At 42.2% G+C, this 25,952-nt stretch carries 27 protein-coding genes and 1 pseudogene; 7 read left to right on the forward strand and 21 right to left on the reverse strand.

The window, feature by feature from the left end; translation table 11 throughout:
* Nucleotides 1-42 precede the first annotated feature (42 nt).
* Entirely contained in the window at nucleotides 43-1,122 is a 1,080-nt protein-coding gene (locus ACW689_RS06495) for a response regulator (RefSeq protein WP_476289526.1), read from the forward strand.
* Nucleotides 1,123-1,227: 105 nt separating this feature from the next.
* Here ACW689_RS06495 and ACW689_RS06500 read toward each other — a convergent pair whose 3' ends face one another.
* The 14 genes and pseudogenes from ACW689_RS06500 to ACW689_RS06565 all read right to left on the reverse strand — a co-directional run bounded on the left by ACW689_RS06500 (nucleotide 1,228) and on the right by ACW689_RS06565 (nucleotide 14,752).
* The gene (locus ACW689_RS06500) at nucleotides 1,228-2,052 is read right to left on the reverse strand and encodes an ATP-grasp domain-containing protein (RefSeq protein ID WP_476289528.1); all 825 of its coding nucleotides are present in this window, start codon (nucleotides 2,050-2,052) and stop codon (nucleotides 1,228-1,230) included.
* Between the two features lie 174 nt (nucleotides 2,053-2,226).
* Nucleotides 2,227-2,796 carry an elongation factor P-like protein EfpL gene (gene efpL, locus ACW689_RS06505; protein WP_476289530.1) on the reverse strand — a complete coding sequence of 190 codons (570 nt, stop codon included), beginning with the start codon at nucleotides 2,794-2,796 and terminating at the stop codon, nucleotides 2,227-2,229.
* A 98-nt stretch (nucleotides 2,797-2,894) separates the two neighbouring features.
* On the reverse strand, nucleotides 2,895-3,080 hold the full coding sequence (locus tag ACW689_RS06510) for a YqaE/Pmp3 family membrane protein (RefSeq protein WP_476289532.1): 186 nt from the start codon (nucleotides 3,078-3,080) through the stop codon (nucleotides 2,895-2,897).
* Nucleotides 3,081-3,710: 630 nt separating this feature from the next.
* The gene (locus tag ACW689_RS06515; protein WP_476289868.1) at nucleotides 3,711-4,382 is read right to left on the reverse strand and encodes a hypothetical protein; all 672 of its coding nucleotides are present in this window, start codon (nucleotides 4,380-4,382) and stop codon (nucleotides 3,711-3,713) included.
* 41 nt (nucleotides 4,383-4,423) lie between these two features.
* The gene (locus ACW689_RS06520; RefSeq protein WP_476289534.1) at nucleotides 4,424-5,182 is read right to left on the reverse strand and encodes a hypothetical protein; all 759 of its coding nucleotides are present in this window, start codon (nucleotides 5,180-5,182) and stop codon (nucleotides 4,424-4,426) included.
* Nucleotides 5,172-5,522 (reverse strand): cupredoxin domain-containing protein, encoded by a 351-nt coding sequence (locus tag ACW689_RS06525; RefSeq protein ID WP_476289536.1) that lies wholly within the window; start codon nucleotides 5,520-5,522, stop codon nucleotides 5,172-5,174. Before ACW689_RS06525 ends, ACW689_RS06520 begins: the two co-directional genes overlap by 11 nt.
* The gene (locus ACW689_RS06530) at nucleotides 5,513-6,847 is read right to left on the reverse strand and encodes a sensor histidine kinase (protein WP_476289538.1); all 1,335 of its coding nucleotides are present in this window, start codon (nucleotides 6,845-6,847) and stop codon (nucleotides 5,513-5,515) included. Before ACW689_RS06530 ends, ACW689_RS06525 begins: the two co-directional genes overlap by 10 nt.
* Nucleotides 6,831-7,487 (reverse strand): response regulator, encoded by a 657-nt coding sequence (locus ACW689_RS06535; RefSeq protein WP_476289540.1) that lies wholly within the window; start codon nucleotides 7,485-7,487, stop codon nucleotides 6,831-6,833. Before ACW689_RS06535 ends, ACW689_RS06530 begins: the two co-directional genes overlap by 17 nt.
* Nucleotides 7,484-8,137 (reverse strand): tetratricopeptide repeat protein, encoded by a 654-nt coding sequence (locus tag ACW689_RS06540; RefSeq protein WP_476289542.1) that lies wholly within the window; start codon nucleotides 8,135-8,137, stop codon nucleotides 7,484-7,486. Before ACW689_RS06540 ends, ACW689_RS06535 begins: the two co-directional genes overlap by 4 nt.
* Nucleotides 8,134-8,937 carry an SDR family oxidoreductase gene (locus tag ACW689_RS06545; RefSeq protein ID WP_476289544.1) on the reverse strand — a complete coding sequence of 268 codons (804 nt, stop codon included), beginning with the start codon at nucleotides 8,935-8,937 and terminating at the stop codon, nucleotides 8,134-8,136. The genes ACW689_RS06540 and ACW689_RS06545 overlap by 4 nt, the downstream gene beginning before the upstream one ends.
* On the reverse strand, nucleotides 8,937-9,620 hold the full coding sequence (locus ACW689_RS06550) for a TenA family transcriptional regulator (RefSeq protein ID WP_476289870.1): 684 nt from the start codon (nucleotides 9,618-9,620) through the stop codon (nucleotides 8,937-8,939). Before ACW689_RS06550 ends, ACW689_RS06545 begins: the two co-directional genes overlap by 1 nt.
* Before the next feature lie 24 nt (nucleotides 9,621-9,644).
* Nucleotides 9,645-11,087: pseudogene (locus ACW689_RS06555) on the reverse strand (AMP-binding protein); the annotation flags it as partial.
* Entirely contained in the window at nucleotides 11,084-11,728 is a 645-nt protein-coding gene (locus tag ACW689_RS06560; protein WP_476289546.1) for a thermostable hemolysin, read from the reverse strand. The pseudogene ACW689_RS06555 and the gene ACW689_RS06560, both read right to left, overlap by 4 nt.
* A gap of 102 nt (nucleotides 11,729-11,830) precedes the next feature.
* Nucleotides 11,831-14,752, reverse strand: coding sequence for an EAL domain-containing protein (locus ACW689_RS06565; RefSeq protein ID WP_476289548.1), 2,922 nt, complete (start codon nucleotides 14,750-14,752; stop codon nucleotides 11,831-11,833).
* A gap of 173 nt (nucleotides 14,753-14,925) precedes the next feature.
* Here ACW689_RS06565 and ACW689_RS06570 point away from each other — a divergent pair, with 173 nt between their 5' ends.
* Both ACW689_RS06570 and ACW689_RS06575 read left to right on the forward strand, forming a co-directional pair.
* Entirely contained in the window at nucleotides 14,926-15,543 is a 618-nt protein-coding gene (locus ACW689_RS06570) for a chemotaxis protein (RefSeq protein ID WP_476289872.1), read from the forward strand.
* Nucleotides 15,540-16,274 (forward strand): oxygen-binding di-iron domain-containing protein, encoded by a 735-nt coding sequence (locus ACW689_RS06575; protein ID WP_476289550.1) that lies wholly within the window; start codon nucleotides 15,540-15,542, stop codon nucleotides 16,272-16,274. Before ACW689_RS06570 ends, ACW689_RS06575 begins: the two co-directional genes overlap by 4 nt.
* A 21-nt stretch (nucleotides 16,275-16,295) precedes the next feature.
* Here ACW689_RS06575 and ACW689_RS06580 read toward each other — a convergent pair whose 3' ends face one another.
* The gene (locus ACW689_RS06580; protein WP_476289552.1) at nucleotides 16,296-16,643 is read right to left on the reverse strand and encodes a VOC family protein; all 348 of its coding nucleotides are present in this window, start codon (nucleotides 16,641-16,643) and stop codon (nucleotides 16,296-16,298) included.
* A 161-nt stretch (nucleotides 16,644-16,804) separates the two neighbouring features.
* Here ACW689_RS06580 and ACW689_RS06585 point away from each other — a divergent pair, with 161 nt between their 5' ends.
* The gene (locus ACW689_RS06585; RefSeq protein ID WP_476289554.1) at nucleotides 16,805-18,001 is read left to right on the forward strand and encodes a cellulase family glycosylhydrolase; all 1,197 of its coding nucleotides are present in this window, start codon (nucleotides 16,805-16,807) and stop codon (nucleotides 17,999-18,001) included.
* Between the two features lie 50 nt (nucleotides 18,002-18,051).
* Here the strand turns inward: ACW689_RS06585 and ACW689_RS06590 are convergent, their stop codons facing one another.
* From ACW689_RS06590 to ACW689_RS06605, 4 genes are all read right to left on the reverse strand, one after another.
* The gene (locus ACW689_RS06590; protein ID WP_476289556.1) at nucleotides 18,052-18,459 is read right to left on the reverse strand and encodes a phosphate ABC transporter substrate-binding protein; all 408 of its coding nucleotides are present in this window, start codon (nucleotides 18,457-18,459) and stop codon (nucleotides 18,052-18,054) included.
* Between the two features lie 9 nt (nucleotides 18,460-18,468).
* On the reverse strand, nucleotides 18,469-19,662 hold the full coding sequence (locus ACW689_RS06595) for a porin (protein ID WP_476289558.1): 1,194 nt from the start codon (nucleotides 19,660-19,662) through the stop codon (nucleotides 18,469-18,471).
* 203 nt (nucleotides 19,663-19,865) lie between these two features.
* Nucleotides 19,866-22,376: an ABC transporter permease gene (locus ACW689_RS06600; protein ID WP_476289560.1), complete on the reverse strand. Its 2,511-nt coding sequence runs from the start codon at nucleotides 22,374-22,376 to the stop codon at nucleotides 19,866-19,868.
* Nucleotides 22,366-23,079: an ABC transporter ATP-binding protein gene (locus tag ACW689_RS06605; RefSeq protein WP_476289562.1), complete on the reverse strand. Its 714-nt coding sequence runs from the start codon at nucleotides 23,077-23,079 to the stop codon at nucleotides 22,366-22,368. Before ACW689_RS06605 ends, ACW689_RS06600 begins: the two co-directional genes overlap by 11 nt.
* Between ACW689_RS06605 and ACW689_RS06610 the strand changes: the two genes are divergently transcribed.
* Nucleotides 23,078-23,716: an arylesterase gene (locus tag ACW689_RS06610; RefSeq protein WP_476289564.1), complete on the forward strand. Its 639-nt coding sequence runs from the start codon at nucleotides 23,078-23,080 to the stop codon at nucleotides 23,714-23,716. The two genes, ACW689_RS06605 and ACW689_RS06610, sit on opposite strands and share 2 nt — an antisense overlap.
* 84 nt (nucleotides 23,717-23,800) lie before the next feature.
* Here the strand turns inward: ACW689_RS06610 and ACW689_RS06615 are convergent, their stop codons facing one another.
* Nucleotides 23,801-23,974 (reverse strand): hypothetical protein, encoded by a 174-nt coding sequence (locus ACW689_RS06615; protein WP_476289566.1) that lies wholly within the window; start codon nucleotides 23,972-23,974, stop codon nucleotides 23,801-23,803.
* Between the two features lie 304 nt (nucleotides 23,975-24,278).
* Nucleotides 24,279-24,791, reverse strand: coding sequence for a DUF2141 domain-containing protein (locus ACW689_RS06620; protein ID WP_476289568.1), 513 nt, complete (start codon nucleotides 24,789-24,791; stop codon nucleotides 24,279-24,281).
* A 129-nt stretch (nucleotides 24,792-24,920) separates the two neighbouring features.
* Between ACW689_RS06620 and ACW689_RS06625 the strand changes: the two genes are divergently transcribed.
* Nucleotides 24,921-25,196: an Rdx family protein gene (locus ACW689_RS06625; protein WP_476289570.1), complete on the forward strand. Its 276-nt coding sequence runs from the start codon at nucleotides 24,921-24,923 to the stop codon at nucleotides 25,194-25,196.
* Nucleotides 25,197-25,357: 161 nt separating this feature from the next.
* On the forward strand, nucleotides 25,358-25,831 hold the full coding sequence (locus tag ACW689_RS06630; RefSeq protein ID WP_476289572.1) for a winged helix-turn-helix domain-containing protein: 474 nt from the start codon (nucleotides 25,358-25,360) through the stop codon (nucleotides 25,829-25,831).
* The last annotated feature ends 121 nt before the right edge of the window (nucleotides 25,832-25,952 follow it).

Raw genomic sequence — 25,952 nt, forward strand, 5'->3', positions numbered from 1 at the left:
ACCTAAAATCAGACTTAATGCTAATTTTGGATGGAACTGAATATGTTCGAAAAGTTCACTGTGTTGATTGTCGATGATACCACGGAAAATCTGGCGCTCATGTCAGAGATATTGAAAGCCGAGTACAGAGTGATTGCAGCCAAAAGTGGGGAGAGCGCGCTAGAAATACTCAAAAGCAAAGACGTCGACATCGTACTGCTGGATATCATTATGCCGCATATGGATGGTTATGAGGTTATTCGTCGCATAAAAACATCTCCGGAACTAAGTGATATTCCCGTTATTTTTCTCACCGCCAAAAACAGTGTGCAAGACGAAGAGATTGGCTTTGCACTTGGTGCTAGTGACTATATAAATAAGCCCATCAGCCCACCCATTATTCTCTCTAGAGTGCGTACTCACATCCAAATTAAGCGCCATAGTGACTTCTTAAAAGACCAAAATGCGTATTTAGAAGCCGAAGTACAAAAACGAACCAGAGAGTTATCAACAGCACAAGACGCCACCATTGCAGCCTTAGCCAGTTTAGCTGAAACGCGCGACCAAGAAACAGGCAACCACATTAAGCGCACGCAACTCTACGTTAAAACGCTTGCTTCAACACTGAGCAAATTACCTCAGTATAAAAACGAGTTACCCAATGACGTGATAGAACTGTTTTATAAGTCAGCACCATTACACGATATTGGTAAAGTGGGCATTCCTGATGCCATTTTACTCAAAGCAGGCAAGCTCACTGATGCCGAGTTTGAGGTGATGAAAACACATGCTGAACTTGGCTGCTTAGCACTTGAGAACGCAGAAAAGGAAGCCGCTGGAAGTGTCCGTTTTTTAAAAATAGCCAAAGAAATCGCCTATGGTCACCATGAGAAATGGGACGGCAGCGGATATCCTCAAGGACTATCCGGTGAAAACATCCCGCTCAGCGCACGCTTGATGGCCATTGCCGACGTATATGATGCGCTGATAAGCAAACGGGTATACAAGGATGCAATGACGCATGAACAAGCTTTGGAAATCATGAAAAATGGCAGAGGCAGTCATTTTGACCCGCACATTCTCGATGTCTTTTTATCTATCGAAGACGTGTTTTATTCTACTGCTCGAAAATATGCAGATTAATTGACTATGGCTCGTGCAAATTTCAATGCGAGTCATTGCGATGGTAGTCATAACCCGCATTCGTTATTCTATACACACTTTAGCTGCTTACGAATACAGAAAAAACTAGCGTTTATTAAGCTCTGACAGGCCTTTTTTATATAAATCAATCACTGGCTCTGCACTGTTATGCTTAACAAAGTTGTTAAATTGCGGCGATGCATTCAATTCAATCAAATACAACTCGTCATGCTCATCAAGAATAATATCGTAACCAACTAAGCCCATTGACAATTGGCCATGCACTGGCGCAACAAACTCTGCCAACCTCTTGAATAAAGCGTTGTCCGTTACTAGATCAGCATGCTCCCCCTTTTCCCAATATTTCGCATTGAAACTCGCGGACGTGTGCCCACGACGGTATGCAAAAATAGGTTCACCATACACGCATAATAGGCGATACTCAGCTTTGCTCACAATGAATTCTTGAGTGAGTGCAATATAATCGTACGTGCGTGATTGATGATCAAATATCTCATTAAATGCTTTTTCTGTTTGAATATCATCTTCACACATAAACACATTCACACCCAGCGCACCTTTATTGCACTTTACAACGAGTGGATAAGTTAAGTTATCTTCAATGCGATGTAAGGCTGAAGCAACACTGTTGTAATGCTTATACTGCAAGTATTTTTTATCCACTTTAAAGTCCAAAAAATCGAGCGTTTTTGGCATTTTGATAGTGTCTTTTAACAGCTGATAGGTGTGGCTTTTATCTTTACAGATACAATAAGCAACTTCCGAGTTGAATGGCGTTTTGTTTAGCTCAAAATATTGCCAACCCGAATCGAGTCTAACGCGCACAAAGTTTTGGTCAACATCAATAAACTCATATTCAAGATCCAAAGCGTCACATGCTTCTACTAGATACTTTATGTTATTTTCCATATTATCAGGCTTACTCTTACATGCATCGAGCCATACTAGGCATCATTCCCTGTATAGCAATCGTCGTTTATAAAAAAGCAACGCACTAAAGCAGACCTGCTTATTCATAACGAGATTTAATGGTTTAGCGAACGCAGACACTGCGCCAACGCTCGCAATGAAAGTACTCGCTATTTATTCAGCACGGCCCATAAATTTCTTTTCATCTGTGTTAATACGGATTTTATCACCCGTAGAGATGTGCTCTGGCACTTGAACAACCAACCCCGTCGTTAATGTCGCAGGTTTTGTACGTGCACTCGCTGAAGCGCCTTTGATTGAGGGTGACGTTTCTTCAATAACTAGCTCAACACTGGAGGGTAAATCAATAGACACAGGACTGCCTTCAACAATCACAGCGAGTAAGCCTTTCGTATCTTCATTAACAAACAAAACTTGCTCTTCAATACTGCTCTTATTCAAGTTATAAGGCGTATAATCTTCTTCATCCATGAAAACATACTCGTCGCCATCAATGTATGAAAACATCACTGGACGGCGGACTAAATCAGCTAAGTTAAGCATCTCATCTGCTTTAAATGTTTCATCCACTTTGCCGCCATTAACGACATCATACATACGCATACGATACAAACTACCACCAGCGCGACCTTGTGGTACTGAACGCTCAATATCTCTTACTATCATTACGCGGTTGTTATACTCAATCGCAGCATGCTTTTTAATTTCACTGGCCTTAGGCATGGTTATTTCTCTTAAAATTACTGTAGCAAAAAATTATCTCGATATTGCCACATAATCAAGCTCCAAAGCCAGTCAAATTAGGTATTTGAATGGCTAATTTAACGAAGAATGAGCCAGACTGCGTGAATAATTCCAGGCACAAGGAATAAAATACTCAAGAGTATATTTATCACCAAGTCCTTACCCATCCCATTGTTTAACGCAACTGCAATTGGCGGAAACAAGATTGCCAAAATCACCAAAATAATCTTACTCATAACCTGCTCCTGTTCATTTATTATCATTGTGAGCTTAATGCTTTCTCCTTGAGATATGCACTGCCCACTTAAAGGCTAATGCAAAAACCACAGTTTGCAATTGAGTATGTAAAATTTGCTAGGCAAGAAAAAACCACCGAGTATCAAGCGGTGGCTTTTTGTTCACATTATGACAATTGTTTAGTTCAAGTTCTGGCCATTTGATATCAGCCTAAATTGAGATATGATCTTCGCCTAAAGAGTGGAATGTAATGTTAAAGGTCACATCCATATTTTGTGTATCGGCCTATAAAGAAAAAATACCACTTTTTTAATTGTTGCATGCTTTTTAAATTCCTTTTGCATCTTGTTTTATGGCATGAACAGAAGATAAGATTCACAAGTACAATAGAGCCCCACTTGCCAAAAAGTAACCTGTCCTTGTTACCCAACCTAACGATAGTAACACGTTTCCATTATGGCAATACCTTTCATGATAAACAGTAGTCAACGCTACTAAATCAACATGGCGAATAGGTTAAACGGACACTCACCTCATGCTAAGATGCAGAGACGTAATAAGGTAGGTTAGAAAGCCAACTAGAACAGTATATGTCTTACCATACACTGGCAGATGACTTCCTTGTCCGGCACTGGCTACTCATCAGTGCAGCTATTCTAAAATTCAAACTCCAAAGCAAGCCGAAAGCTATGATCTTTGCCTGATTGAGAAATCTCACTGACAAAACCAGCTTCCCACTTTAACTGTCGCTGCCCCTCAAAACGATATAAGCCAATTACAGCAGGCCCAATGCCAACAAAATCTTCACCACTATACAATTCAATAGCAGGTTGAAATGCCGCTACATACCGGTAACGTAGTTGAGCGCGAAACTCGCTTTCCCACTCATTTTCAATTGCACTGCCCCACTCTCGTATGACAAACGCATTCAAAGTCAGGCTAGTTTTGCCAAATTCTTTTTCAAACAACAAACCAATCGCGGCCTCATAAGCAGACTCTTTATGCTGTTTTTCAAGTTCAAATAGCATGCCCCAATCAGCCCAATAACGACCTTGTTCCACCATTTGCCAACGCGCTTCAAGTTCATAAGCGGCTAAATCAAAGTTATCAAGGGCATCACGTTCACCAATCATATACCCCTCAACGGTGACTGTTTCAGCAATCGCCCAGCCTAACCCTGCTCGCTGCGCTAACACGTTTCCTTCGTCTGTTTGCCGAGACAGCATTCGCCACTCAACTTCACGTTCAAAAGGTAAAACATAAGGGTGATAGACTTTATCTACCACCATGCCATCAGCATAACTAGGCAATGCTGCTGCACCTAACATAACCGTAACGACAATTAAAAAGGAGCGTTTAATTAATACCATCATGCCATTACTCCCTCTCGTGTAGTCGATGTTCGTTTTAAGCGCCACACAATCGTTACTCCCAATAAAAGAACAGCGCAGCAGAATGCCCATAAATTTGCGTAACTCGGGGTTGCTTCATAGCCCAACAAGGCTTTAAAAATTCGTCCAATAATGCCGTACTCATCTAACAGAAAACGTAAATCAAAAACCGTTTCGCTACTTGGTAATAAGTCAATTTGTGCAGCAAGATCAACGGCATTAGAAATTTTACTTGCGGTATGACACGTTAATAATATGAGCACAACCGCCAGTGCACGCTGTGCCCGTAACCAAGCCAAACTGAAGTAAAATAATGTACTAAAGCTCAGGCAAATGCCCAAACCAAGTATGCTGCCTATCAGTAACCCCTGTAAGGTATCTAAGTGCCAATAGCTGTTGAGATACATAATGAAGTGGCTTAAATACAACATACTTGCCAACACTATCGCTGCTTGTTTATAGCGTTCGTTGGAAGACAAAATTGAGCCCATAACGCAGCCAAATATGCTAACGAGCATTAAGATTTTACAGATCTCCAAGCCTCGATAGTCAAACCATTGACTTATTGTGCCTGCTGCCGCCAGAAAAACAGCACAAGATGTTGCGCAAAGCACTAACGTTTGCCATGTCGATAACAATGAAACAGGACGCTCAATATCACTGTGCAATAACAGCACCCATAACAATGCCAGCGGTAGAAACTGGTTTAAACTGATGATCACCGTATTAAGGAGCATTGGCAACCTCCTTAACTATCACAACACCCTGCGCCGTATTGGGAGAGAACTCACCAAAAAAGCGATACTCACCGACAGGAAGTGGGCCGATATAAATCACACTTTTACGATGAGGAAACAACACTTTTTCACGGTTCAAGTCGAAGCTATCAAATTCTTCAGCGGTATCATCTTGATTTTCAATAATAAGCCTTACTTTTTTCCCTGCGGGAACTTCAACTTCTGCAGGAATAAATAAATGATTTTTTAATACCAAATTCACAGTATCACTGGCGGTCGCCCATGAACTAACTAGAGAAGCTAATGCACAGCAGTACATGCTACTTGTTTTTAGTCGCATACTTTCTCCAATGGAAAACTCACTAGCACGCGTAATCCACCTAAACTCGCTCTTTCAAGTCGTATGTCTGCATTATAGATCTCAACAATTTGCTGCACGATGGCCATGCCAAGCCCAGCCCCTTTTTCGCCAGATGGGTGCCTATCTCCACCAACTCGATAGAATCTATCAAAAATACGAGCGAGTTGCTTATCGTCCATCCCAGGCCCAGAATCTTCAATACTCCAAGTGATGGTATTTACATCATGTTCAATGTTGATGTGGATCTGCCCCTCTTTTGGTGTGTACTTTACCGCATTACTCAGTAAGTTAATGAACAAGGTTTTGAGCGTAAAATCACAACCTTGTAGTAAGCATGACTCACCATCAAGACTGATGTGTATATGCTTTTTATCGATACGTTTATAAAGTTGAGCAACCACGTTCTGCGTGATTAACAACACATCGATTGTGGTGAAATTTGCTCGCCAACGATCGGGTTCTGTTCTAGCAAGTGTGAGCATTTGCTCAACAATATGCCCTAACTGCTCAATACCTTGTTGCATAGCTTGAACACTTGGGTGTTGACACTCCTCGCTTAAATTATGGAGGTTGATTTTTAAGCTGCTTATGGGTGTTTTTAATTCATGGGCGGCGTCTGAGGCGAAGTAACGTTCTCGTAAATAGGCTTTTTCAACTTTGCCAAATAGGCTGTTGAGTCGTTCAATAACGGGGGCCACTTCTGCATCTTCACTTGTAACCTGTAGCACCTTGAAATCGTTTGCTTTGCGCTCTTTTAGCTCGTTGGATAAAGCCGTCAAAGGCATTAAGGCACGACGAATATACCAAGCAATAAACAAAGCCAGCAAAGGCATCGCAGCAACCAGTGGTGTCATCGCTGATAAAATCAGACTCTCAGAAAGCAAAAAACGTTTTTGGATAGGCTCTGCGAGCAGCAAACGCTTATTATCTTGGTGTACGATAAGCGTTCTCAAGCGTATCCCTGAAATATTTTGCGTTGTATACCCCTCTTTTTGTAGTGCACTGTAGGGGAGTGATTCAAGCAACTTGGCAGAATAGACACGTTGGCGATTTTGCCACAATAAGCCATACAACTCGGATTGCTCAACCCAATTGTGCGCGGGCGCTGCCATAAGTATTTGCGCCATACCGTTTAAGTGTTGATCAAGCTGTAATTGGGCCTCTTGCATGCTACGCTGATAACCGTTTAGCAAAGCCATAAAAGCCGTCAACACGACACCTGACAGCAGTATCATGGTTAGTCTGCGGTTGATTGATAAACGCGTGCTCAGTGGTTTTTTGCGCATACTACTTTGCAACCACATACCCTATGCCACGCAGCGTTTTGATAAAATCTTTCGGTAGCTTTTTACGAAGGTTATGAATGTGTACCTCAATGGCATTAGAGCCTAGCTCTTCCCCCCATTGATAGAGCTTATTTTCTAGCTGTGTTTTCGACAGCACCCGGTCCGCATTTTCCATCAGCGCCTTGAGTAACATAAACTCTTTCCTCGGTAAGCTCAGTGCGCTGCCATCAACACTTGCCAAATGCGCAGCCACATCAAGTTGCACATTTTTACACGATAAAGTGCTAGATGTTTGGCTTCCCAAACGTCGGCTAATCACACGTAAACGAGCAAATAATTCTTTTGCTTCAAAAGGTTTAGCTAAGTAATCATCTGCGCCAAGGTCAAGGCCTGTGATTTTATCTTCAATGCTATCTCGGGCCGTCAAAATTAAAACCGCCATATTCTGGGCGCACTTTTTTGCCGCCTTGAGCACCTCAAGGCCATCACCATCGGGCAAGCCTAAATCAAGTACCAATAGCTCTATCTCATCATTACTGAGCATGGCCTTGGCGGTTTTTACACTCGGCGCATGTTCAACGCTATAGCCTTCTTTTTGCAGAGAGTGAACTAAGCCCTGTGCGAGCAGGGCATCATCTTCTACTAATAATAATCTCATCGTCTTTTTTTCAATTTTTTCTCTACTTTCGCTAATAACGTGTCCACTTCTTGCTGACGATACTGGTCGGCTTTTTCTCTGCCCTCACGAGCTGGCGCCTTTTTAGCTAACTGTAAGTGGTTTAACGCTTTTTCGTATTCTCTTTCATCATAGAGAAATTCAGCATAAAAGTAATTAGCATCTAACCCTGATGGATTAATTTTAAGCGCTTGACTAAAGAGTTGCTGCGCTTTTTTGTCACTGCCAAAGCCAATTGGCCAACCAGGCACTTTACTGTATAGCGTACCAAGGCTAGTCAATGCAGATCCGCTTAATGCCTCTTCATTGATCTCAATGGCTGTTTCCAACTCGGCTTTCGCCGCTTTAGCTAACCCCAACGCGCCAAGTCCTCCCTTTGCACCGGCATAACTTGACTGCACAATACCATGCCAAATATGACTTTCGGCCCTATCAGAGTAATTACTAACTAATGCGCCACTATCTTTAATCAATGCTTCAAACGCCTTTTCCTGAGCTTTGCCTTGCAGCTCATAATTAACATTTGCCCAACTTTTCTGAATACCAGCTAAGTCTTGTGCAAAGTCAGCATGTGCCGTAACACTGACCCCTGTCATGATAGTTGCAAACAACAAATTTTTAATCGTTTTCATGAGGATGACTCCTTAGTTTTAAACTGACAACGGATATACGTTTGGATTGCTTTTAATTCTTTGATGATGGCGTTATCTACCAACTCGGGTAGTAAGCCATTCAATCGTGCAAAGAGTTTTTCAGGGAAGCCGACTACCGCTCTGCGCTTTTTGCTCATCAATAAAGACATGAATACTAAAGCGACCTGTTCAGGGCTATCCATTTTGTGACCAAGCGCTTCATTAAGCGCGCGAACCTGTTCGTTATTTATGCTGGTATCTGTGGCTCTTGGTGCCAAATATTTCACCGAAACTTGGCCATCTAACTCTCGAGATAAAGCTTCACTAAATCCTCGTAGGCCAAACTTACTTGCGCAATAAACGCTTTGATATGGGTAGCCTATGTAGCCAAAAGCAGAGCCTACATTGACAACCGTGCCACGAGTTTTTATCAGTTGCGAAAGTAAGCGGTGAGTTAATTGCATTGGTGCAATGAGGTTCACCTCAATTTGCTGTGCCATTTGCTCCGTACAGGTTTGCTCGAAGGAACGCATTTCATTTTGTCCGGCACAATTAACCAGTAACGATGCCCCGCCCAAAGATTGGGCGCGTGAGGCGACCTCTGCAAAGCTGCAAGTAGCGCTTAAATCTGCCAAGTGATATGCATGTTGTAAGCCTAGATCATCACAAAGTTGTCTGAGCTTTTCTTCATTGCGTCCAAGGAGTAAACATCGCCACCCAGCATGACTCAATTGTTTAGCAATTGCTGCGCCTATGCCACCAGATGCACCGGTGATAACCGCAAGAGGTTGGCTTTCCATTAGCTTGCCTCCTGCAGTTGTACAAAGGCTGGGTTGGCTTCAACACTTCGAAACACATCACCGTAAAGTCGATAGAAGCATTGAGCACTGTGGATAATTAAATCTTGCTCTTGCTGATCAGTGATCTTGTTCATCAAGCCTTTGAAAAAATCTATATGTTCAATGTCTAATGCACCATGTGAGGTTAAATAACTAAATGCTTTTTTGGGTAAACCTAACTTTTCACCTATGCTTTGCGCGGCTTTGTCAGCAAGAGCAATAGATGTGCCTTCTAGCACATTGACCATCCCGAAAAAGCACAACGGGTTAACTCGATTGATGCTATCGTAGGCGTAGCTCACCATGAGTTCTGTGGCCAAGCTTGGTTTAGAGTGGCGCGCCGCTTCTTTATCAAAACCACACGCCGCAATATCATTTAAGATCCACTCTTGGTGGCCCATCTCTTCTTCAATGTAATGACCTATCGCTTCTCGCAACCATTCTTTTGAATCATCTAATTTGCTGCCGCACGCCATTAACAAAGGCACAGTGTGCTTCACATGATGAAACGCTTGCTGTAAGAATGAAGCATATTGACCAAGTGTAACTTGTCCTTCAAATACTTCTTTGATGATGGGCGCTGCAAGTAAATAATCTCGCTCTGATTGAGTTTCTGATTGTAATCTGTCAAAAAAATGGGTCATATTCTGCTCCTGCTCTTGGCAATAAAGACTGGAAATTTGTGTAGTGTAATGACTTGCTATGGCGTCTCTTTTTGGCCTTAAATTTGCGCTTAGTAAGCCCGCTTCAACACTCAATGGCTGTGCCAAACGATGCCAATGCTGCACCTGTGCATAGTCTGGTAAAGATGAATTAACTTTTTGAAAATGTTTTGCTAGTTGTGTGTCTGATATTGTTTCATCGGCCCATATCAGAGCCCCCAGATAAGGCTTTGCTTCTCCAAATACAACCACTTGCATTGGCCAAGGTGTATTTTGTAATAATGACTCTGGCCACTCGGGGCTAATATTGCGTCCAAAACTGCTGATGATTTGGTTCTTTTTTCTACCCACAATCGTCATACCCTTTGGCTGTTCTTTGCAATTAACTGATATGAGATCTCCTGTGGCAAACCAAGCGTCTTGGTCATGCGCAGGCCCGCCTAAGTATCCTAAAAACAGTGGACCTTTGAGAAACAGCTCGCCGTGCTCTTCTTTAACCTGTAAATGAGACAAAGGTGCGCCAACACTACCATCTTGAGAAATATGGGTATTAAGGCAAACCACAGAGCTCGCTTCCGATAATCCATACCCTTGAAAAACGGGTAAGCCATTCAACCTGGCTTGCACAAGCATCTGAGGGGCGACATGGCCACCACCAACAGCAATAAATTGCAGGCTCTTTGGTGCCTGCCAGCCTTGTTGGCAGGCCATGACTAAAAACTTCAGCAGCTCTGGTACTAAAATAAGGGTGTTTGGCTGATGTTCACTAATTGCGCTCAGCAAAGCCCGACCGTCTCGCAGTTGACTGCCTTGAAACCCAAGCGTGTCAGTAGGCAGTACCGTCACTTGACCACCACTGAGAATGGGGGCGTATATACCCGCGATGTTTTCTAATAAAACACCCAAAGGTAAAACACACAGGTGTTTAGGTGAAGCAATCGCGATCCGCTCACACAGGCTGTGACTCACCGCCAACTGACTTTCAAGAGACAAACACACACCTTTAGGCTGACCCGTTGACCCCGAAGTAAAGGTAATTTTTTGTGTCCCTGGAAACAAACTCACCTTGTTGGCTCGTTGTTTGAAATAAACCCAAAGCGGCTCACCAAATACCGTGATCGTATCCAAAGCAACTTTGCCTTCTAACTGACGATCACAAATGAGCAGTTCAGCTCCGGCACTGTTAAGCACATGCTCAATTTGCTGCTCACTGAAAAATGTCGGTAATGGCAGTACCGCACTTTTTGTTTGCATCAATGCCAAATCTAAAGCAACCCAGGCTAAGCTGTTAGGCAGCTGAAATGCCACGCAATTGACCGTTTGTTCCGTGAAATAGCCGGCAAGCTGTGAAGCTTGTTCATACAACTGCAACGCACTAATGGTTTGCTCTGTATCTTTAAGTACCGTGGCTGAACCTAATTCAAGCAATTGCTGTAATAGACTATTCATAAGCTAAGGCCTTGTGTTAATTCACTTATTTCTTCGAGATAGAAGCTTGCTAACCTATCGAACAACTTGGTCTGCGTTATAACTTGCTTGGCTATGTTTAAGTCCACAACACATACTTTCGGATCTGCCTCATAGTAACTGCCGTAATCTTTTGCGCTTGCTACACAGTCCGGCTCAGCGGCGCTCAGCTCACAAATAGGAACTTGACATAAAGCCATAAGACGGCGGACTTGTGCCGTACCAGTAAAAGTTAAAAAACGAATATTGAGGGCCAAAAGTGCATAAGCCACGATAATGAAGTGACCTAAAGTGGCGCTTCGATGTGTTGAATAGAGGTTGCCTAACTCCGCGATCTCACCTCGAGCATGGCACTCAGGTAAAAATGACTCAATCGGATTTTGCAAGTATTGTTCAACAAAAAGTGAGGCAAGCTTTGCTTTTCTAAGTCCAAGAACACAAGACCCTTGTGGCGTATTTAAGCGACTTAATACTGGATAAAACTCGTGAAGGTCTGCAGAAAAAGCGTTGGCAAATCCAACCTTAACTGTCTGTTCTAACAATGCTCTACCAGCGTGCTCAGGACCCGCCCAGCATAAAGAAGACAGCGGTGTATGGTAATTATGAAAAGTTACAGCGTTCATATTTCGCCCCTCTAAGTTGATATCTTCAATTTAGAAAGCCAAAATTAAGTGAACCTTAAGACTTTATAATTTTTGCAACTTTTTTAATAAAGGTGTGCCCCGCTAAAGAGAGTGAGATTTATCAATGCTGATCCCAGCCTCAATAATAGAGTCGATATCAGTCGCACTCTTGGGTTTTGAAAAGTAGTAGCCTTGGAGCTGCGAGCAACCCGACGAAGATAAAATATGCGCTTGCTGCGCGGTCTCAACGCCTTCAGCAACACAATTTACTCTGAGGCTTTTAGCCATTTGCACAATGACCACGGCCAATGCGCCCGAGCTATCTTCATTATTTAGATCAGAGACAAATTTTTGGTCGACTTTAATGGTGTCAAAACTCAGATGCTTGAGATAACTTAAACTTGAATAACCCGTGCCAAAGTCATCGATGGCAACTCGGATCCCCGTTTTTTGAATCTCTTGCAGTGTTTTTTTCATCAATTTTAAGTTTGAAACCAGCGATGACTCAGTGATCTCTATTTCAATATTGTGGGGCGGGATCTTATACGACTCCAACGACGCCAACAGACTATCAATAAACTGAGGCTCCCCTAATTGCGTCACTGATACATTAATACTCAGTGTTAAATCAGGCTTTTTAGTTATCCACTGAGAAAAATCCTGAAATGCCTTCGCAAACAACTGTTCAGATACTTTGTCAATCAAGTTGGCATCTTCAGCGATAGAAATGAAGCTTTCAGGGCTTCTCAGTTCACTGTTCGTTTGCCAACGAGCAAGCATTTCTAGCTTTTCCAATAAATAGCTATGAGCATTAACCACAGGTTGGTAATAAGGGATAAATTCGTCGTTTTTTATGGCGTTAGCAATTTCATTTTCTCGCGCTACTTTCTGCTCTGCTTCTTGATCTAACTTCATGCTATAAAATTGATAGTCGCTTTTTACAACTTTTTTAGCTCGATACATGGCCGTATCAGCATGCTTCATTAATTCTTCCGCTGTTACACCATCCACTGGATAAATGGCTATCCCCGCACTGACCGAAAGATCAATTTGTACCGTCGTTAACTCATAACTACCTGATACAGCATCTATCAACTTCTTGGCAACCATGCCAACATGCTTTTTATTGCGGATTGTATCCAATATGACCACAAACTCATCACCGCCCATACGCGATACCGTGTCACACTCTCTAACACTCTGAGATAACCTAACAGCTACCTGCTTAAGCAATTGATCGCCCACATCATGGCCAAGAGAATCATTGATTTTTTTAAATTTATCCAAATCGATAAATACCAACGCAAACTTATGACCCTCTCTGCACGCTCGCTTGCAAGATTGAGACAAGCGATCTTGCAATAGTAAACGATTGGGCAAACCCGTCAGTACATCGTGATGAGCGAGGTGACTCATTTTTCTAGACATCATACGTGATTCAGTGACATCCTGAAAAACCATCACAGCTCCCGCAATCTCACCATTTTTTAAATAAATCGGTGAAATTGAATCTTGAATAGCAAACTCAAGATTCAAATGGTTTTTAACACAGGTCAGTTCAGGAAGCCCCATTAGCATGTTGTTTTTTATACTGTAGTCAGTTAGCCCCTTAATTGGTTCTTTGGTATCTTCGTTGTAAAGCGGCATCACTTCATCGAAGGGCAACCCTTTCACCTCTGAGGTTAACCTCGCCAATATGGCTTCCGCCACCGGGTTCATGTAGGTCACGTTGCTGTTAACATCCGTACAAATCACACCATCCCCTATCGAACTAAGCGTAACTTCTAACAACTCCTTGTCTTGCTCTAAATCCCGAGATAGCTTAGTAAGCTCGGAAATGTCTTGCATATAACATAACGCTCTTGGACCATCGCCCGATTTGAACACCTGCGCTTTGAGGTTAACAATTATATCTTGGCTCGCACCTAAGCGAACATGACACAAAGAAAACTTATCAGAAGTGGATAGCTGCGCCAGCAATTCGCGCCTTTTCACGTCGTCTAAAACAAAATCCGTGAACAGGCTACCTATTAACTCTTTTCTGCTCCTGTTAAGGGCAGCAACAAACCCGTCACTCACCTCAATAATGCTCGCTGCACTATTGAGAGTCACCAACATCGATGGGCTTAACTCAAATGTATGCCGATAACTTTCATGCAAAGAAGACAGCTGGCTATGAGAGCTCTGTGCTATTTTTTTATACCGCCAAATATACATGGCGCTAAGAAAGCTCACAACAGTGACAATGAACAGTGACACCTCAGGGTAAACCGGTAAGTTGGATTCATGAATTGAGCTTACCGCAGTGACCATAATCGCAGCCAATCCGCCCACTATAAGCCCAAAAGTACTCAATAATTGAAACCCTTTAAGCAAAGCGGACAGGAAAAATATGGCAATCAAAGTGCTTACAAACACCACCCATGAGTCTTGTATCGCTAATGCAAGAAACAACACAGCTAAACCACAACAGGCCATTTCTAAGGGCTTATAGAGAGATTCTGAATAGGCCGCCGTTCCCCGTGTTAAACAAGCCAAAATGAAAGGCATCCCGAGTATCATCCCTAGAATGTTGCCCACCAAATATTTTGAAAAAACGGCTGATAACGAGTAAGGCATGCTCTGAACTAATATAAAACAGCCAATCGCACAAAAGAGCAAAGACGGTAAGAAAATATAGCCAAACACTTTCCACAGCGTATAAGAGAGTTCTTTTGTGGTTATACCAAAATATAAAAAGCGCGCCACAATCTCACTCAGAAGCAGTACTTGCACCACGCTAATTAAAAGGAGTGATAAAGAAACTGAATTAAACAACGATAACTTGGCTAACGTCGCAACAACAACACTCGACACCAATGCACAGCTCAACAGTCTTGTTCGCAAGTTTTGTTGAACTATACCAGCTAACAGCCACACACTCATGCCACTGAGTGAAACCAGTGTCAACTCATTGGGTAAATGCAACAAATGCATAATGACAACGGCTAGGTACCCCAAACCCCAAAAAAACAGGTGTGTCATGTATAACCTTACCTTGGTATTTAACAGTACAGGTACTGTGGCTTCTAAAAATATGAGTGATGCATGCAAATTTATCAAGGTAAACAAAACATAAAACAGAATTGCTTGTATTTATTGGGCTAATTTTAAAAAGTTATCTATGCTCATAAAAATGCAATAACTGAGTGTCTATGATGAAAGGTAAAAATGATGCAGCTCAGGCTGTTAGAAACTTTGTTCGAGTAGCTAACATTATTGCTAACTTAGACACAATATTGCTCGAGGCTAAAAATCTATCTTTAACTGCAAAAAATGCTAGGGTCGTCGCACTGCGGGCAGGTGACTCAGCATTTGGCTTTAAGCCAATTACTAACTTTATTGATGAGTTTTCTGAACTCACCATAAAAACCACAAAGGAAATCTCGTTACTTTCTAGTGAGCTGTTTGCCATGGCACTGGCTGTAGTACGCCATAGTGAATACCAAGACCATATTAACCGTTGTTCACAGCTATCTGACTCAAAAGCAATTAATGAGCTACGTATTCAAGGTAATCGCTCTCTTGTAGCAACGATTTCAGAGTTAGAAACTGCTATTTTTAACCTTGAAGGGTACTTTGAGGATATACAAAAACAAATGCGTAGCGCCGAATATATTGCCGTCACTAGCCGTGTGGAAGCATCAAATGCTGGGGAGTTTAGTGGCAGTTTACAATCCGTTTCCGACTTTATCGCGGGAGCAGCCATGAAAATCAAAACAGCAATAAATAACAATCTAAGACAGATCAACGAACTAAGAGGAGCTTTACGTTGAAAACAACCGAAATATTCAGTTGCGCAACGCATTCTTGGTTAGTCATGGGCAGAGACCCAAACAAACAAGATAGCATCATTGATACTAACCAATACATGATCAAAAGTTTTGAAGAGGCTATCTTACTCGACCCTGGAGGCATCGAATTATTTTCGCCAATGTTGGCAAGCATTTTAAAACATGTGAAGCTTGAACATGTCACAACCTTGTTTGCATCTCACCAAGACCCTGACATCATCTCTTCTCTTGGTTTGTGGGACAAAACATTGCCAAACGCGACGTTACACGCTCCGTGGCTTTGGGAAGGCTTTATTCGTCACTTTGGCATGGAGAACATTAGCTACCAACCTATAAAAGACGAAGGCGGTGAAGTTAAAATTGGCAAAGCTGTTTTAAAATTCATACCGGCTCACTATTTGCACTCTTCTGGTAACTTCAACGTTTATGACGCTAAAGCCAAAATACTCATGAGCGGTGACATTGGCGCCGCACTAGAGAAAGGCGAACCGCCTATGTTTGTTGAAGATTTTACCAGTCATGTAAAGCATATGGAGTTTTTTCATCGTCGATGGATGCCATCCAACAGAGCAAAAGAAAACTGGATTGCACGTGTGAAAGAACTAGACATTCAAATGATGGCGCCACAACACGGGCGTATTTTCAAAGGCGAAGCCGTGCAAGAGTTTTTAGAATGGTTTGCAAAATTAAACGTAGGCAGTGCAACAACCTAGTTTGCACTGCTTTAAACCCAATTAAGATTTACTCCAAACCGCTAGTTCATTACCGCTTGGTTCAATAAAGTGAAAACGACGTCCGCCTGGGAAGCTAAAAACATCTTTGCAAATAATACCCCCTGCTTGCTGAACTTGCTGTAAAGATTCTTCTAAAGAATCACTGTAAATCACCACAAGTGCACCGCCAGTTTCAACCGTTGAAGTGGCCTGTGCGCGATAAAAACCACCATCAAGTCCAGAAGCATTAAAAGCAATATAATCAGGTCCATACCCCTCAAATTGCCAAGAAAAGGCCTGTTCAAAAAATAATTGAGTCGCTTCTAAATCTCTTGCTGCAAGCTCAACATAATTAATGTGATGATGCATGTTATTCCCTTCCTCTTCTTTCGTTGTGGGCTCAAATTAGCATATTGGAGATAAACATCAATAGACTCAATATAAGCCCACTATAGACCAAAGTATATTGGTTAAATTTAGCTGAGCTAATAAGTTAAAGGAGGTACAACATGTAATTAAAGGAGATCTCTATGATCAATCGAATATCTATATACAAAATATTGCTGTTTTTTGGTTTTTCTATCACTAGTTTTATGAGCTATGCCAATAACTGCGCTGGTATTAATGAATACCCAAACTGGACGCAAAGTAACTGGGCAGGGCAATACGACCATGCAACAACGGGTGATAAAATGCATTACCAGGGCGTTTTATATCAGGCTAAATGGTGGACCAATGCCGTACCTGGAACCACCTCAGCTTGGGAGAAATTAGGGAGCTGCGAGCAAGCACCTCCTTCTGAAGGGCCATTTACCCGATATGGTAAGCTTCACGTGTGTGGCACCCAGTTGTGCGACCAAAATAACACCCCAGTGCAATTACGAGGCATGAGTAGCCATGGCTTACAATGGTTCGGACTTGATAAATGCCTAACAGAAAAATCAATCTCTGTATTAGCCAAAGACTGGCAATCAGACATCATTCGCTTAAGTTTATACGTTCAAGAAAATGGGTATGTAGATGATCCTCAGGGCTTTACACAACAAGTAAATGAGCTCATCGACATCGCAAGTCAATTAGACATGTACGTGCTCGTTGACTGGCACCAACTGTCGCCTGGCAATCCAAACTATAACTTAGAGCATGCTAAACGATTTTTTTCAGATATTGTGCAGATGAACAGACACCGAGAAAACATCATTTACGACATAGCCAATGAGCCAAATGGTGTTAGTTGGAGCCAAATCAGAGAATACGCAGTCAAAGTCATTCCCATTATCCGAGATATAGATGAAGATGCCGTCGTATTGGTAGGCACCCATGGCTGGTCTACATTTGGTCTTTCAGATGGGCAAAGCGATGAGGATATACTTGGCTCACCAATTCCATTTGCGAATATCATGTATACATTTCACTTTTATGCCACCTCACACCGTGAGGCTTATTTAGAGTTACTCGATAAGGTATCTGATCTCTTGCCTGTGTTCGTCACTGAATGGGGCGCACAAAACTACAAAGGAGAAGGCCCCAATGATTATGAAATGGCACAAAAGTACATTGACTTAATGACTAGGAAAAAAATCAGTTGGACTAATTGGAACTATTCAGATGACTGGCGTTCAGGCGCAGCTTTTAAAGTGGGTGCATGTCAAACACAAGACTTTGGAGACAACCAATTAAAGCCTAAAGGCATTTGGATAAAACAACAGATCAAGGGCAACCGATAAACGGGCCTGGAGTTACTCAAAATAAAAGTGAGTAACTCCACACTAATGGATTAAAATTTACCTACGACTTTAACCGCCCCGGTTACTTTACTGCTATCAACATACCCTATTGCGTCTGCATTCGCTGCTACAAAGTCTATAACGGCTTGTTCACTATCGAGTGCTTCAGGTGGCGTGCCTTTACCTGTAAAAATCAATTTAGACCAATAAGCCTTGTATTGGCTGCTCGATTTACCAACCACACCACTGGTGAAAGCATCAACGGTCCCACCTGAACTCAGCCCGACAGCCTTAACCTTACTACCATCACTAAATGACTTACTTTTCCCTAAGTAGATTTTAGCTATTTCATCTTTATCTAAAGTCGCCCCATTAGCAGGGTTAACGATCACGGCTACTTCAGAATACGAAAAAGCACTGACTGACAGAAGGACACAACCCAAAATATAGTTTTTCATGTCAACCTCCTAAAATACCAAATCAATTGCCATGGCAATCACATCATTGTCCTGATTGCTAATGTCGTTATCTAAACGACTCCAATCAATTTTAAATGCAGCAGAAGGATGAAAGTCGTAACGGGCACCGATAGTAACCGTATTGGTATCATTGTGCGTGGCTCGAAGCGCATTATTCAGCAAATCCTTGATCAGTGGCGCGTTGGGGTTACTGGGATCTGTAGATACCCTTATTGGTAAGCCATTTGCAGCCGTTATCGTGTCAGGCACTTGGTTAAAACGACTTGCAGGATGTTCGTCGTCATTCCCTTCATAGGTTAGGTGCACGGTCCAATCATTAAAGCGATACCCCACAGAAATGTAATACTGAGACTGCTCTGCCAATAAGCTGTCGTCTACTTCAATTTCGGTATATTCACCGTCTAATAAGAAATTATTGTAGTCAATTGCAAATCCAACACCAATAAAGCTGCCATCGTCTTCATTAATGATCAATTTATTGTACTCATTTTGAATACCAAATTGCTGCAATGCATTCGCCAAGCCTGTTAACTGAGCTGAGTTACCAATGCTAATGGTTGTTTCAGCCATAACATATGAGGCACGTAATGTGAGCCAATCACGTGTCATGGTCCAATTAAAACCAAGAATATCGTTTAACTTGCCGGGATCCTTGCCAGTAACCGCAATAAAATCGCCCTCAAAGCGCCCATATACTGCTTGCACCGTAGAATCCCAATCTCCTAATTGTGAGGTATATAGCAAACTCAACCCTGTGGGGGTCGAAAATGCGAAGTTATATACCGATTGTGGTGGGCGTATCCATCTATACGCATAACCTACCTCAATAAAATCGGAATAACGAAAGAGCGGCAAACGCATTTTACCCGCGCTCAGCCGCAAGGAGTCATTAATATCGTAGGAAATATAGGCCCATTCGAACTTAGCATCATAATCTTCAACACCGCGAGAAACTATCTGAGCGGTTGCACTTAAGCCATCGCCAAGATCTGACGAAACTTGAACTGCAAACATACTTTCATTACTAAAAGATAATTCATCGTCATAGCCAAATACAGCCATATTGTTGTCGGATGCTGTGCCTGCCACGATTGATGCGAACCCATTGATCCGCAGATCGGCAGCATTCGCGGCGCTACATAACGCACCACACACAGCAATAGCGAGTAATCTTTTTTTCATAGTGTCATCCCAAGTGATTATCAATAAAACATCAATATCCTCTTGAGTATAGAAGTGAATTTTTCTTTTACCGTATTTATAAGAAAAGATTCATATGGAAAAAGATAATATAATCAACACGTTTCTTTAATAGGTAATTGAGAGATTCGCCACGGCGGGAACGCGATAAGCACTCCTTATAACGAGCGCTTATCGCATGTTTGCTAACCTAACTTACGCAGCAAACCTTGCGTATTTTGTCGCATCGTATTCGCCACCATAAAATAGCCAATTATCGAAACAAACGCAGCACCACTGGCAGGACCTAGCAACCAAACATAAGGGTGCATTTTGCCATCAACAGCGAACAGTTGTTGCTGAATGATGAGCAAAGTCACATCGCTTATCAGCGCAGCCACTAAACCTGCTACCGCACCAAGTAGCAAAAACTCATAAAGTGTCGCCAACTTAATGAGTCGCCCTCTTGCCCCGAGAGTTCGCAAAATAACCACTTCTTGCATACGCTCTGCAAGGCTCGCCTGAACTTGTGATACTAATACCAAAGCCCCACTAACCAGCACGATAGCAAGGACAAAACCAATCGCCAGTGACACCTGAGCAATGATAGATTGGGCTTGTTCTAAACGACTTTTAATGTCGATCATACTAACCGTTGGATACTGCTGTAAAAGCGCACTAATTGCCCGTGTATGTTGTTCTTCAAGCTTAGCCGCACTAAAGTAAGTGACAGGAACTTTGCCAGCCATATTAGGGCTTAATATCATCACAAAATTGGGCTTTAGCGTTCCCCAATTTACACTTCTAAAACTGGTGACCGTGGCATCAAATCGCTGCTCATTCACCAAAAAGCTCACGGTATCGCCAAGTTCCAAATCGAGTTGCTCTTTCCAACCATCAAAAACCGACACTTCTATTTGATCACTCCGTGGGTCATTACTAAACCATTGACCTTCTGTGATTTCATTACCTTCTGGTAACGTGTCTAGCCATGTTAGGTTCGGCTCTCGATTTACACCTGAGCGTGAGTTTTCTTCCTGCTCTTCGCCCTCTTGCTTAGATACTCTACGCGCTAATTCCTCACCATTAATGGCGTCAACTCGCGCATTGAAAATCGGATAGAAGGCTTCATGCGTAATTTGATTTTGCTCAAAAAAATCCGTGATAGGTTTAACTTCATCCTGTCCAATATTAATCAAAAACATATTGGGTGCATCTTCTGGCACTTGCATTTGCCAGTCGGAGATCATGTCGTTTTTTAACACCACCAAAAACAGCATCAACTTGATTGCTAGCGCAAAGCTGATCAATTGCACGGCATTGGCATTGGCTCTTTTTTGCAGCGTGGCAATCGCAAGTGACCAACTAGAGCCGGGACTTAGTCCTAACTTACGACCCGCACTAAAAATGACACGTGACAAGGTGAACAACACCACAATCACAAGTAGTGTCGAGCCAAACAAAATCGCTGTCGTTAAAAGCTGACCACTAAACAGCCACATCAATAAAAATATAGTCGTGAGAGACACCGCAATATGAATTCTGCTTAACGCTAATTTATCGCCTAAGTTTCGTCTAAGCACGCGTAAAGGCGGGATATCGAATAAGTCTAAAAGAGGCTTAAGAGAAAACATTAGCGCACATACCGTGCCCACTAAAATAGCGAGTAGCCAAGGTTTGGCGCCTGCAACGGGCAGCTCTGCCCCCATGAACTTGGCAAGGTAGTCAGCACCAATGTGTTGTAATACAAAACCAATACCTAAACCAACCAGTATTGAAAAGCCCGTGACTAGGCTCAGATGCAGTAAAAATATATTACGAATGACCGTACGGCTACCACCAAGTGTTTTCATCATCGCAACCGGATCATATTGACGTTCACAATAACGCTTTGCGGAGACCGCCATTGCCACTGCGGCGAGCATAATTCCAAACAAACCAGCCAATAATAAAAAACGTTCGGAGCGGGCTAAATTTTCACCCAAAGGTGATTGTCTATCTTTAATGCCTTGCCAAGATTGATTGGCTTTGAGTCTTGGCTTTAGCCACTCATAGTAGTCAGTTAGTTGCTGCTCACTGCCTGCAAAAAGCAGTCGGTGGAATACTCTACTACCTGGTTGTACAGCTTGTGTTGCGTCGATATCTTCGAAACTTATCAATACTCGGCGGTTCCCAGCCAAAGAGAAAAATGGTGCATCAGGTTCATTCACAAGTACTTTATCAACAATAAAATTACCCGCACCAAGCTCAACGTTATCGCCAACCGCCAGACCCAAACTATAAAACAGTCCTTCACTTAACCACACTTGACCAGGTTGAGGTCCACCACGTACCTCATAAGGCTGAGCATTTAAGCCATCTTTAATCGTCAGCTTGCCTCTGAGCGGGTAACTACTCGTAACAGCTTTGACAGACCCTAACACCAGTTCATCGTTAGCGAATAACATAGAATCAAAATACAACATTTTTGCTGTTTCCAAGCCATGCTCTTCCCCTTTTTGCAAAACAATAGGATCGAAGGCATGATTGCTCGATAATCGCCTGTCAGCCGCGATAAAGTCGCTGGTTTTTTGCTCTATATTCAAACCAATTCGTTCAGTCACTGACGATAAACTAAATACCGTTAACACCGCCAACGCTATGGCTGCGAAAATAATTGATAGTTCACCACGGCGAAACTCTCGAGCGAATAGTCTCAGTGCTAATTTAACCCACATTGGCAGTCACTCCATCACGGATGGTTTCCAGTTTGCCGCCTTCAATGTGAATAATACGATCACACTGCATAGCCAGTTGCTCATCGTGGGTTACAAGTACCAAAGTTGTTCCATTTTGTTTATTAAGATCAAATAATAGTCTTTCAATTAAATGTCCATTTTTTGTATCTAAGTTGGCGGATGGTTCATCAGCGAATAATATTTTTGGCGAGCCTATAAATGCACGAGCAATCGCAACACGTTGCTGCTCTCCACCAGAAAGCTGTGAAGGATAATGACCAAGACGATGTGATAATCCCACTTTTTCGAGTAGCTCAACAGCTTGTTGTTTAGCATTCCCTTCACCTGCAAGCTCGGCGGGTAACATCACATTCTCTAATGCGGTTAAGCTTTGGACCAACATAAAAGATTGAAAAACAAAGCCTACTTTTTTTGCACGTAACTGCGCACGCGCTTCTTCATCCAAGGTACTTAACTTATCACCATCCAATTGAATATCACCATCACTGGCCACATCCAAGCCAGCTAACAAACTCAATAGGGTCGATTTGCCTGAACCAGACGCACCGACAATGGCAACCGACTCTCCCGACTTGACAGAAAAATTGATATCACTAAGGATAGTGAGCTCACCTTCTAAGGTACTTACACGTTTTGTAAGCGCCGTAACATTAATGATGTTCAACTGAGAAAGTACTGACATGACACGTTTTTTCCTAAAAGTCTTAGTAATATTTATGCTTTCGCTACAACCAATCGCTGGTTTTGCGAAAGATAAAATAATGATTATTGGTGATAGCTTAAGCGCAGGCTATGGTTTGGAACAAGAACAAGCCTGGGTTAATTTGTTACAAAATACATACGCAATCCAGCAAAAACCGATCGAATTAATTAATACAGCCATTAGCGGTCAAACCACCGATAACGCATTGCTGAAGGTTGATGCTTGGTTAAAAGCACATCAGCCAACGCACGTTCTCATTGAGCTTGGTGGTAACGATGGCATAAGAGGATTTCCAGTAAAATTACTACGCAAACATCTCACTGAGCTTGTTTCTAAAAGCCAACAGGCCGGTGCACAAGTCGCTTTGATGGAAATCCAGATCCCACCCAACCTCGGCCCAAGGTATACGCAGATGTTTAGTGATAGCTACAGTAAAGTTGCAAATGAAACGGGTGCATACTTAATGCCCTATTTTATGGTGCCTGTTGCTGTGAAACCTGAATTGATGCAGCAAGATAATTTACATCCGAATGCCAAAGCACAGCCTATCATTAAAGATTTTATGTATAAAGAAATCGATAATTGGTTAGAGAGCGAAGAAAAAGTAGAAAAGTAAATGAAGGGAAAATATAGTTCCAGCTCATCCTGTAAACAAAACCTGTAAAAGGCCAAACAGTTGAGCTGGAATCACAGCATAGTCTTAAACACTCGGTGATGTCAGCCATTTAATAAAGCTTCGCGCTTCACTTGGCTTGTTAAATCGAGTGTTTTTTAATCCTGCTTTATCAGCAAAAATAACATTGCCTTTATTCACAGAAATGGACAGCACAGGCTGCGTTACTTGGATCGCAGATCCATTATATTGATAAATCATAGAAAACTCACAAAACAGTTGTCGATTTGGACCGACAAATTAAATATATAAGCTTCACTATAGTGTTGACGTCTATCTCACATGTGTAGAGATTTTTTACTGTGCAAGGCTTGGCTTGCTTTATGTCGCCGTACAATAATTCAGCTTTCGGTATTGTTAATGCTGGCTTACTGGATCAGGGTAAGAAAGGACATTAGAATATTGGATTATAAATCCAAGCAAAGAATAATACCCGACTTCCATCCCCAGCACAACCCTTAGATTACTTTTTATTGGTTTGGCCTTGCGCAACTCATCAACGCACTCACAATCCTGTCATTTTCGAAAGGTGTGTACTCAAAGTTAGATCTATTTGACTCATGGGCGCTTTCAGTTCAATAAGCGCATCGTTGAAATCGCCTTTGCTGAAGCTATCATAGATATTATTTGACAATGCATATGGTTCGCTAGGCATACCCATAAATGGGAATATCATACGATCGAGTTCACCGTCGCTGTCCTTATCATGGATAATATTGATTGCGTATTTACCCGCTGGCACATTATCAATGACAACCAATGTGTTGGGCATCAAGGGTTTGACGACTTTTTTCAAAAAGAAGTGCGCCTTTGGATCATTAATATTTAAATCTGCGTGATAATCTGCACTATTGTCATGGATCATCACTAATAACTGACCTTTTTCACTTTGCACATTACTTACATTCACCACCAGCCTCATAGGCGCGCCTTTTAACGCATTGACGCTTTGCTTACTGGTCGACTGGCAACCACCAACTAAAAGAGCAGCCACTATCATAATGAATACTTTTTTCACTACTACCTCCTTATTGTTTGTCAACAAACCTAGCAGGTGTAAAAGGTAATAAATATGACCATAACACCTTAAGTTTGTAAAAAAGTGTAAAATAACTATATTCATTCCATTTTGTTCTAAGAGTAAATAATGACCAAACCCACCATCACCATACATTACTGCGTTTTGTGTCAATGGTTACTACGCAGTGGGTGGCTTGCCCAAGAGTTGCTTTCTACATTCAGTGATGACTTACTACAAGTAGCGCTTGCGTCAGCATCAAAAGGGGTATTTAAGATCTACTATAACGATGAGCTTATTTGGTGTCGAGAACAGGATGGCGGCTTTCCTGAAGCCAAAATACTCAAACGACGAGTCAGAGACAAACTCGATCCAACTAGAACCCTTGGTCACATAGACCACTAAATTATGACTTACAGCTGATTACATAAGATTGATTATTGAACAACATTTAGTTAACTTGAGTAAATGCACGTCAGCCTTGCTCGTTATTTTGCAATAACGGCAATATGCTGATATAAAATATAAAAAGGGTACATCCATCTCACCATTGGATAATAATAAAAATGAAATTCAGTTTTAGCCATTTTGAATTTGATTGCGACACCTTGGTACTAACCAACCAAGGTAAAGTTTTTTCACTTAACGAAAAACCAGCAAAGCTGCTAGCGTTACTGCTGCTTGGCGCCGATCGCATTCATAGTAAAGATGAAATTTTAGAGGCCGTATGGCCAGGTCGTACAGTAACGAATCAAGTTGTGTTTCAAAGCATTGGCCATTTGCGCGCATTATTTGGCGACGATGCTATCAAAACGTTTTCTCGCAAAGGCTATCAGTGGCAGTTACCGCTGACAGAGGTTACGGAGCCGCTGCCAGCGGATGAAGTAAAGGCGCCTAGTCAAGCACCTAAACAAGATAGCGAAGTCACAGACTCGGCTCCGGTCAGCGTTGAAGTGGATGACAAAGCATCAAAACCTGTCTGGGTTGTGGCCGCGGCCGCAATCTTAGGGCTAGTAGCTGGCGCATACTTTTTAGTTTGATAACCTGACAGCACCTGGTTTACCTCTCAAATTAACTATTTGAGAGGAAACGGGTATGCTCTAAGCCTTGGATACAAACACAACCCATTGATATATTGATATAAAATGGAAAACCATCTCT

It is taken from the genome of Pseudoalteromonas sp. ABE4_541, assembly GCF_056312285.1.

What these genes read in the sequence shown, in the direction of transcription:
- ACW689_RS06495 (WP_476289526.1), top strand. Translation starts at nt 43, where the DNA reads ATGTTCGAAAAGTTCACTGTGTTGATTGTCGATGATACCACGGAAAAT.
- ACW689_RS06500 (WP_476289528.1), bottom strand. Translation starts at nt 2,052, where the DNA reads ATGGAAAATAACATAAAGTATCTAGTAGAAGCATGTGACGCTTTGGAT.
- efpL (WP_476289530.1), bottom strand. Translation starts at nt 2,796, where the DNA reads ATGCCTAAGGCCAGTGAAATTAAAAAGCATGCTGCGATTGAGTATAAC.
- ACW689_RS06510 (WP_476289532.1), bottom strand. Translation starts at nt 3,080, where the DNA reads ATGATAATAAATGAACAGGAGCAGGTTATGAGTAAGATTATTTTGGTG.
- ACW689_RS06515 (WP_476289868.1), bottom strand. Translation starts at nt 4,382, where the DNA reads ATGTTAGGTGCAGCAGCATTGCCTAGTTATGCTGATGGCATGGTGGTA.
- ACW689_RS06520 (WP_476289534.1), bottom strand. Translation starts at nt 5,182, where the DNA reads ATGCTCCTTAATACGGTGATCATCAGTTTAAACCAGTTTCTACCGCTG.
- ACW689_RS06525 (WP_476289536.1), bottom strand. Translation starts at nt 5,522, where the DNA reads ATGCGACTAAAAACAAGTAGCATGTACTGCTGTGCATTAGCTTCTCTA.
- ACW689_RS06530 (WP_476289538.1), bottom strand. Translation starts at nt 6,847, where the DNA reads ATGTGGTTGCAAAGTAGTATGCGCAAAAAACCACTGAGCACGCGTTTA.
- ACW689_RS06535 (WP_476289540.1), bottom strand. Translation starts at nt 7,487, where the DNA reads ATGAGATTATTATTAGTAGAAGATGATGCCCTGCTCGCACAGGGCTTA.
- ACW689_RS06540 (WP_476289542.1), bottom strand. Translation starts at nt 8,137, where the DNA reads ATGAAAACGATTAAAAATTTGTTGTTTGCAACTATCATGACAGGGGTC.
- ACW689_RS06545 (WP_476289544.1), bottom strand. Translation starts at nt 8,937, where the DNA reads ATGGAAAGCCAACCTCTTGCGGTTATCACCGGTGCATCTGGTGGCATA.
- ACW689_RS06550 (WP_476289870.1), bottom strand. Translation starts at nt 9,620, where the DNA reads ATGACCCATTTTTTTGACAGATTACAATCAGAAACTCAATCAGAGCGA.
- ACW689_RS06560 (WP_476289546.1), bottom strand. Translation starts at nt 11,728, where the DNA reads ATGAACGCTGTAACTTTTCATAATTACCATACACCGCTGTCTTCTTTA.
- ACW689_RS06565 (WP_476289548.1), bottom strand. Translation starts at nt 14,752, where the DNA reads ATGACACACCTGTTTTTTTGGGGTTTGGGGTACCTAGCCGTTGTCATT.
- ACW689_RS06570 (WP_476289872.1), top strand. Translation starts at nt 14,926, where the DNA reads ATGAAAGGTAAAAATGATGCAGCTCAGGCTGTTAGAAACTTTGTTCGA.
- ACW689_RS06580 (WP_476289552.1), bottom strand. Translation starts at nt 16,643, where the DNA reads ATGCATCATCACATTAATTATGTTGAGCTTGCAGCAAGAGATTTAGAA.
- ACW689_RS06585 (WP_476289554.1), top strand. Translation starts at nt 16,805, where the DNA reads ATGATCAATCGAATATCTATATACAAAATATTGCTGTTTTTTGGTTTT.
- ACW689_RS06590 (WP_476289556.1), bottom strand. Translation starts at nt 18,459, where the DNA reads ATGAAAAACTATATTTTGGGTTGTGTCCTTCTGTCAGTCAGTGCTTTT.
- ACW689_RS06595 (WP_476289558.1), bottom strand. Translation starts at nt 19,662, where the DNA reads ATGAAAAAAAGATTACTCGCTATTGCTGTGTGTGGTGCGTTATGTAGC.
- ACW689_RS06600 (WP_476289560.1), bottom strand. Translation starts at nt 22,376, where the DNA reads ATGTGGGTTAAATTAGCACTGAGACTATTCGCTCGAGAGTTTCGCCGT.
- ACW689_RS06610 (WP_476289564.1), top strand. Translation starts at nt 23,078, where the DNA reads ATGACACGTTTTTTCCTAAAAGTCTTAGTAATATTTATGCTTTCGCTA.
- ACW689_RS06605 (WP_476289562.1), bottom strand. Translation starts at nt 23,079, where the DNA reads ATGTCAGTACTTTCTCAGTTGAACATCATTAATGTTACGGCGCTTACA.
- ACW689_RS06615 (WP_476289566.1), bottom strand. Translation starts at nt 23,974, where the DNA reads ATGATTTATCAATATAATGGATCTGCGATCCAAGTAACGCAGCCTGTG.
- ACW689_RS06625 (WP_476289570.1), top strand. Translation starts at nt 24,921, where the DNA reads ATGACCAAACCCACCATCACCATACATTACTGCGTTTTGTGTCAATGG.
- ACW689_RS06630 (WP_476289572.1), top strand. Translation starts at nt 25,358, where the DNA reads ATGAAATTCAGTTTTAGCCATTTTGAATTTGATTGCGACACCTTGGTA.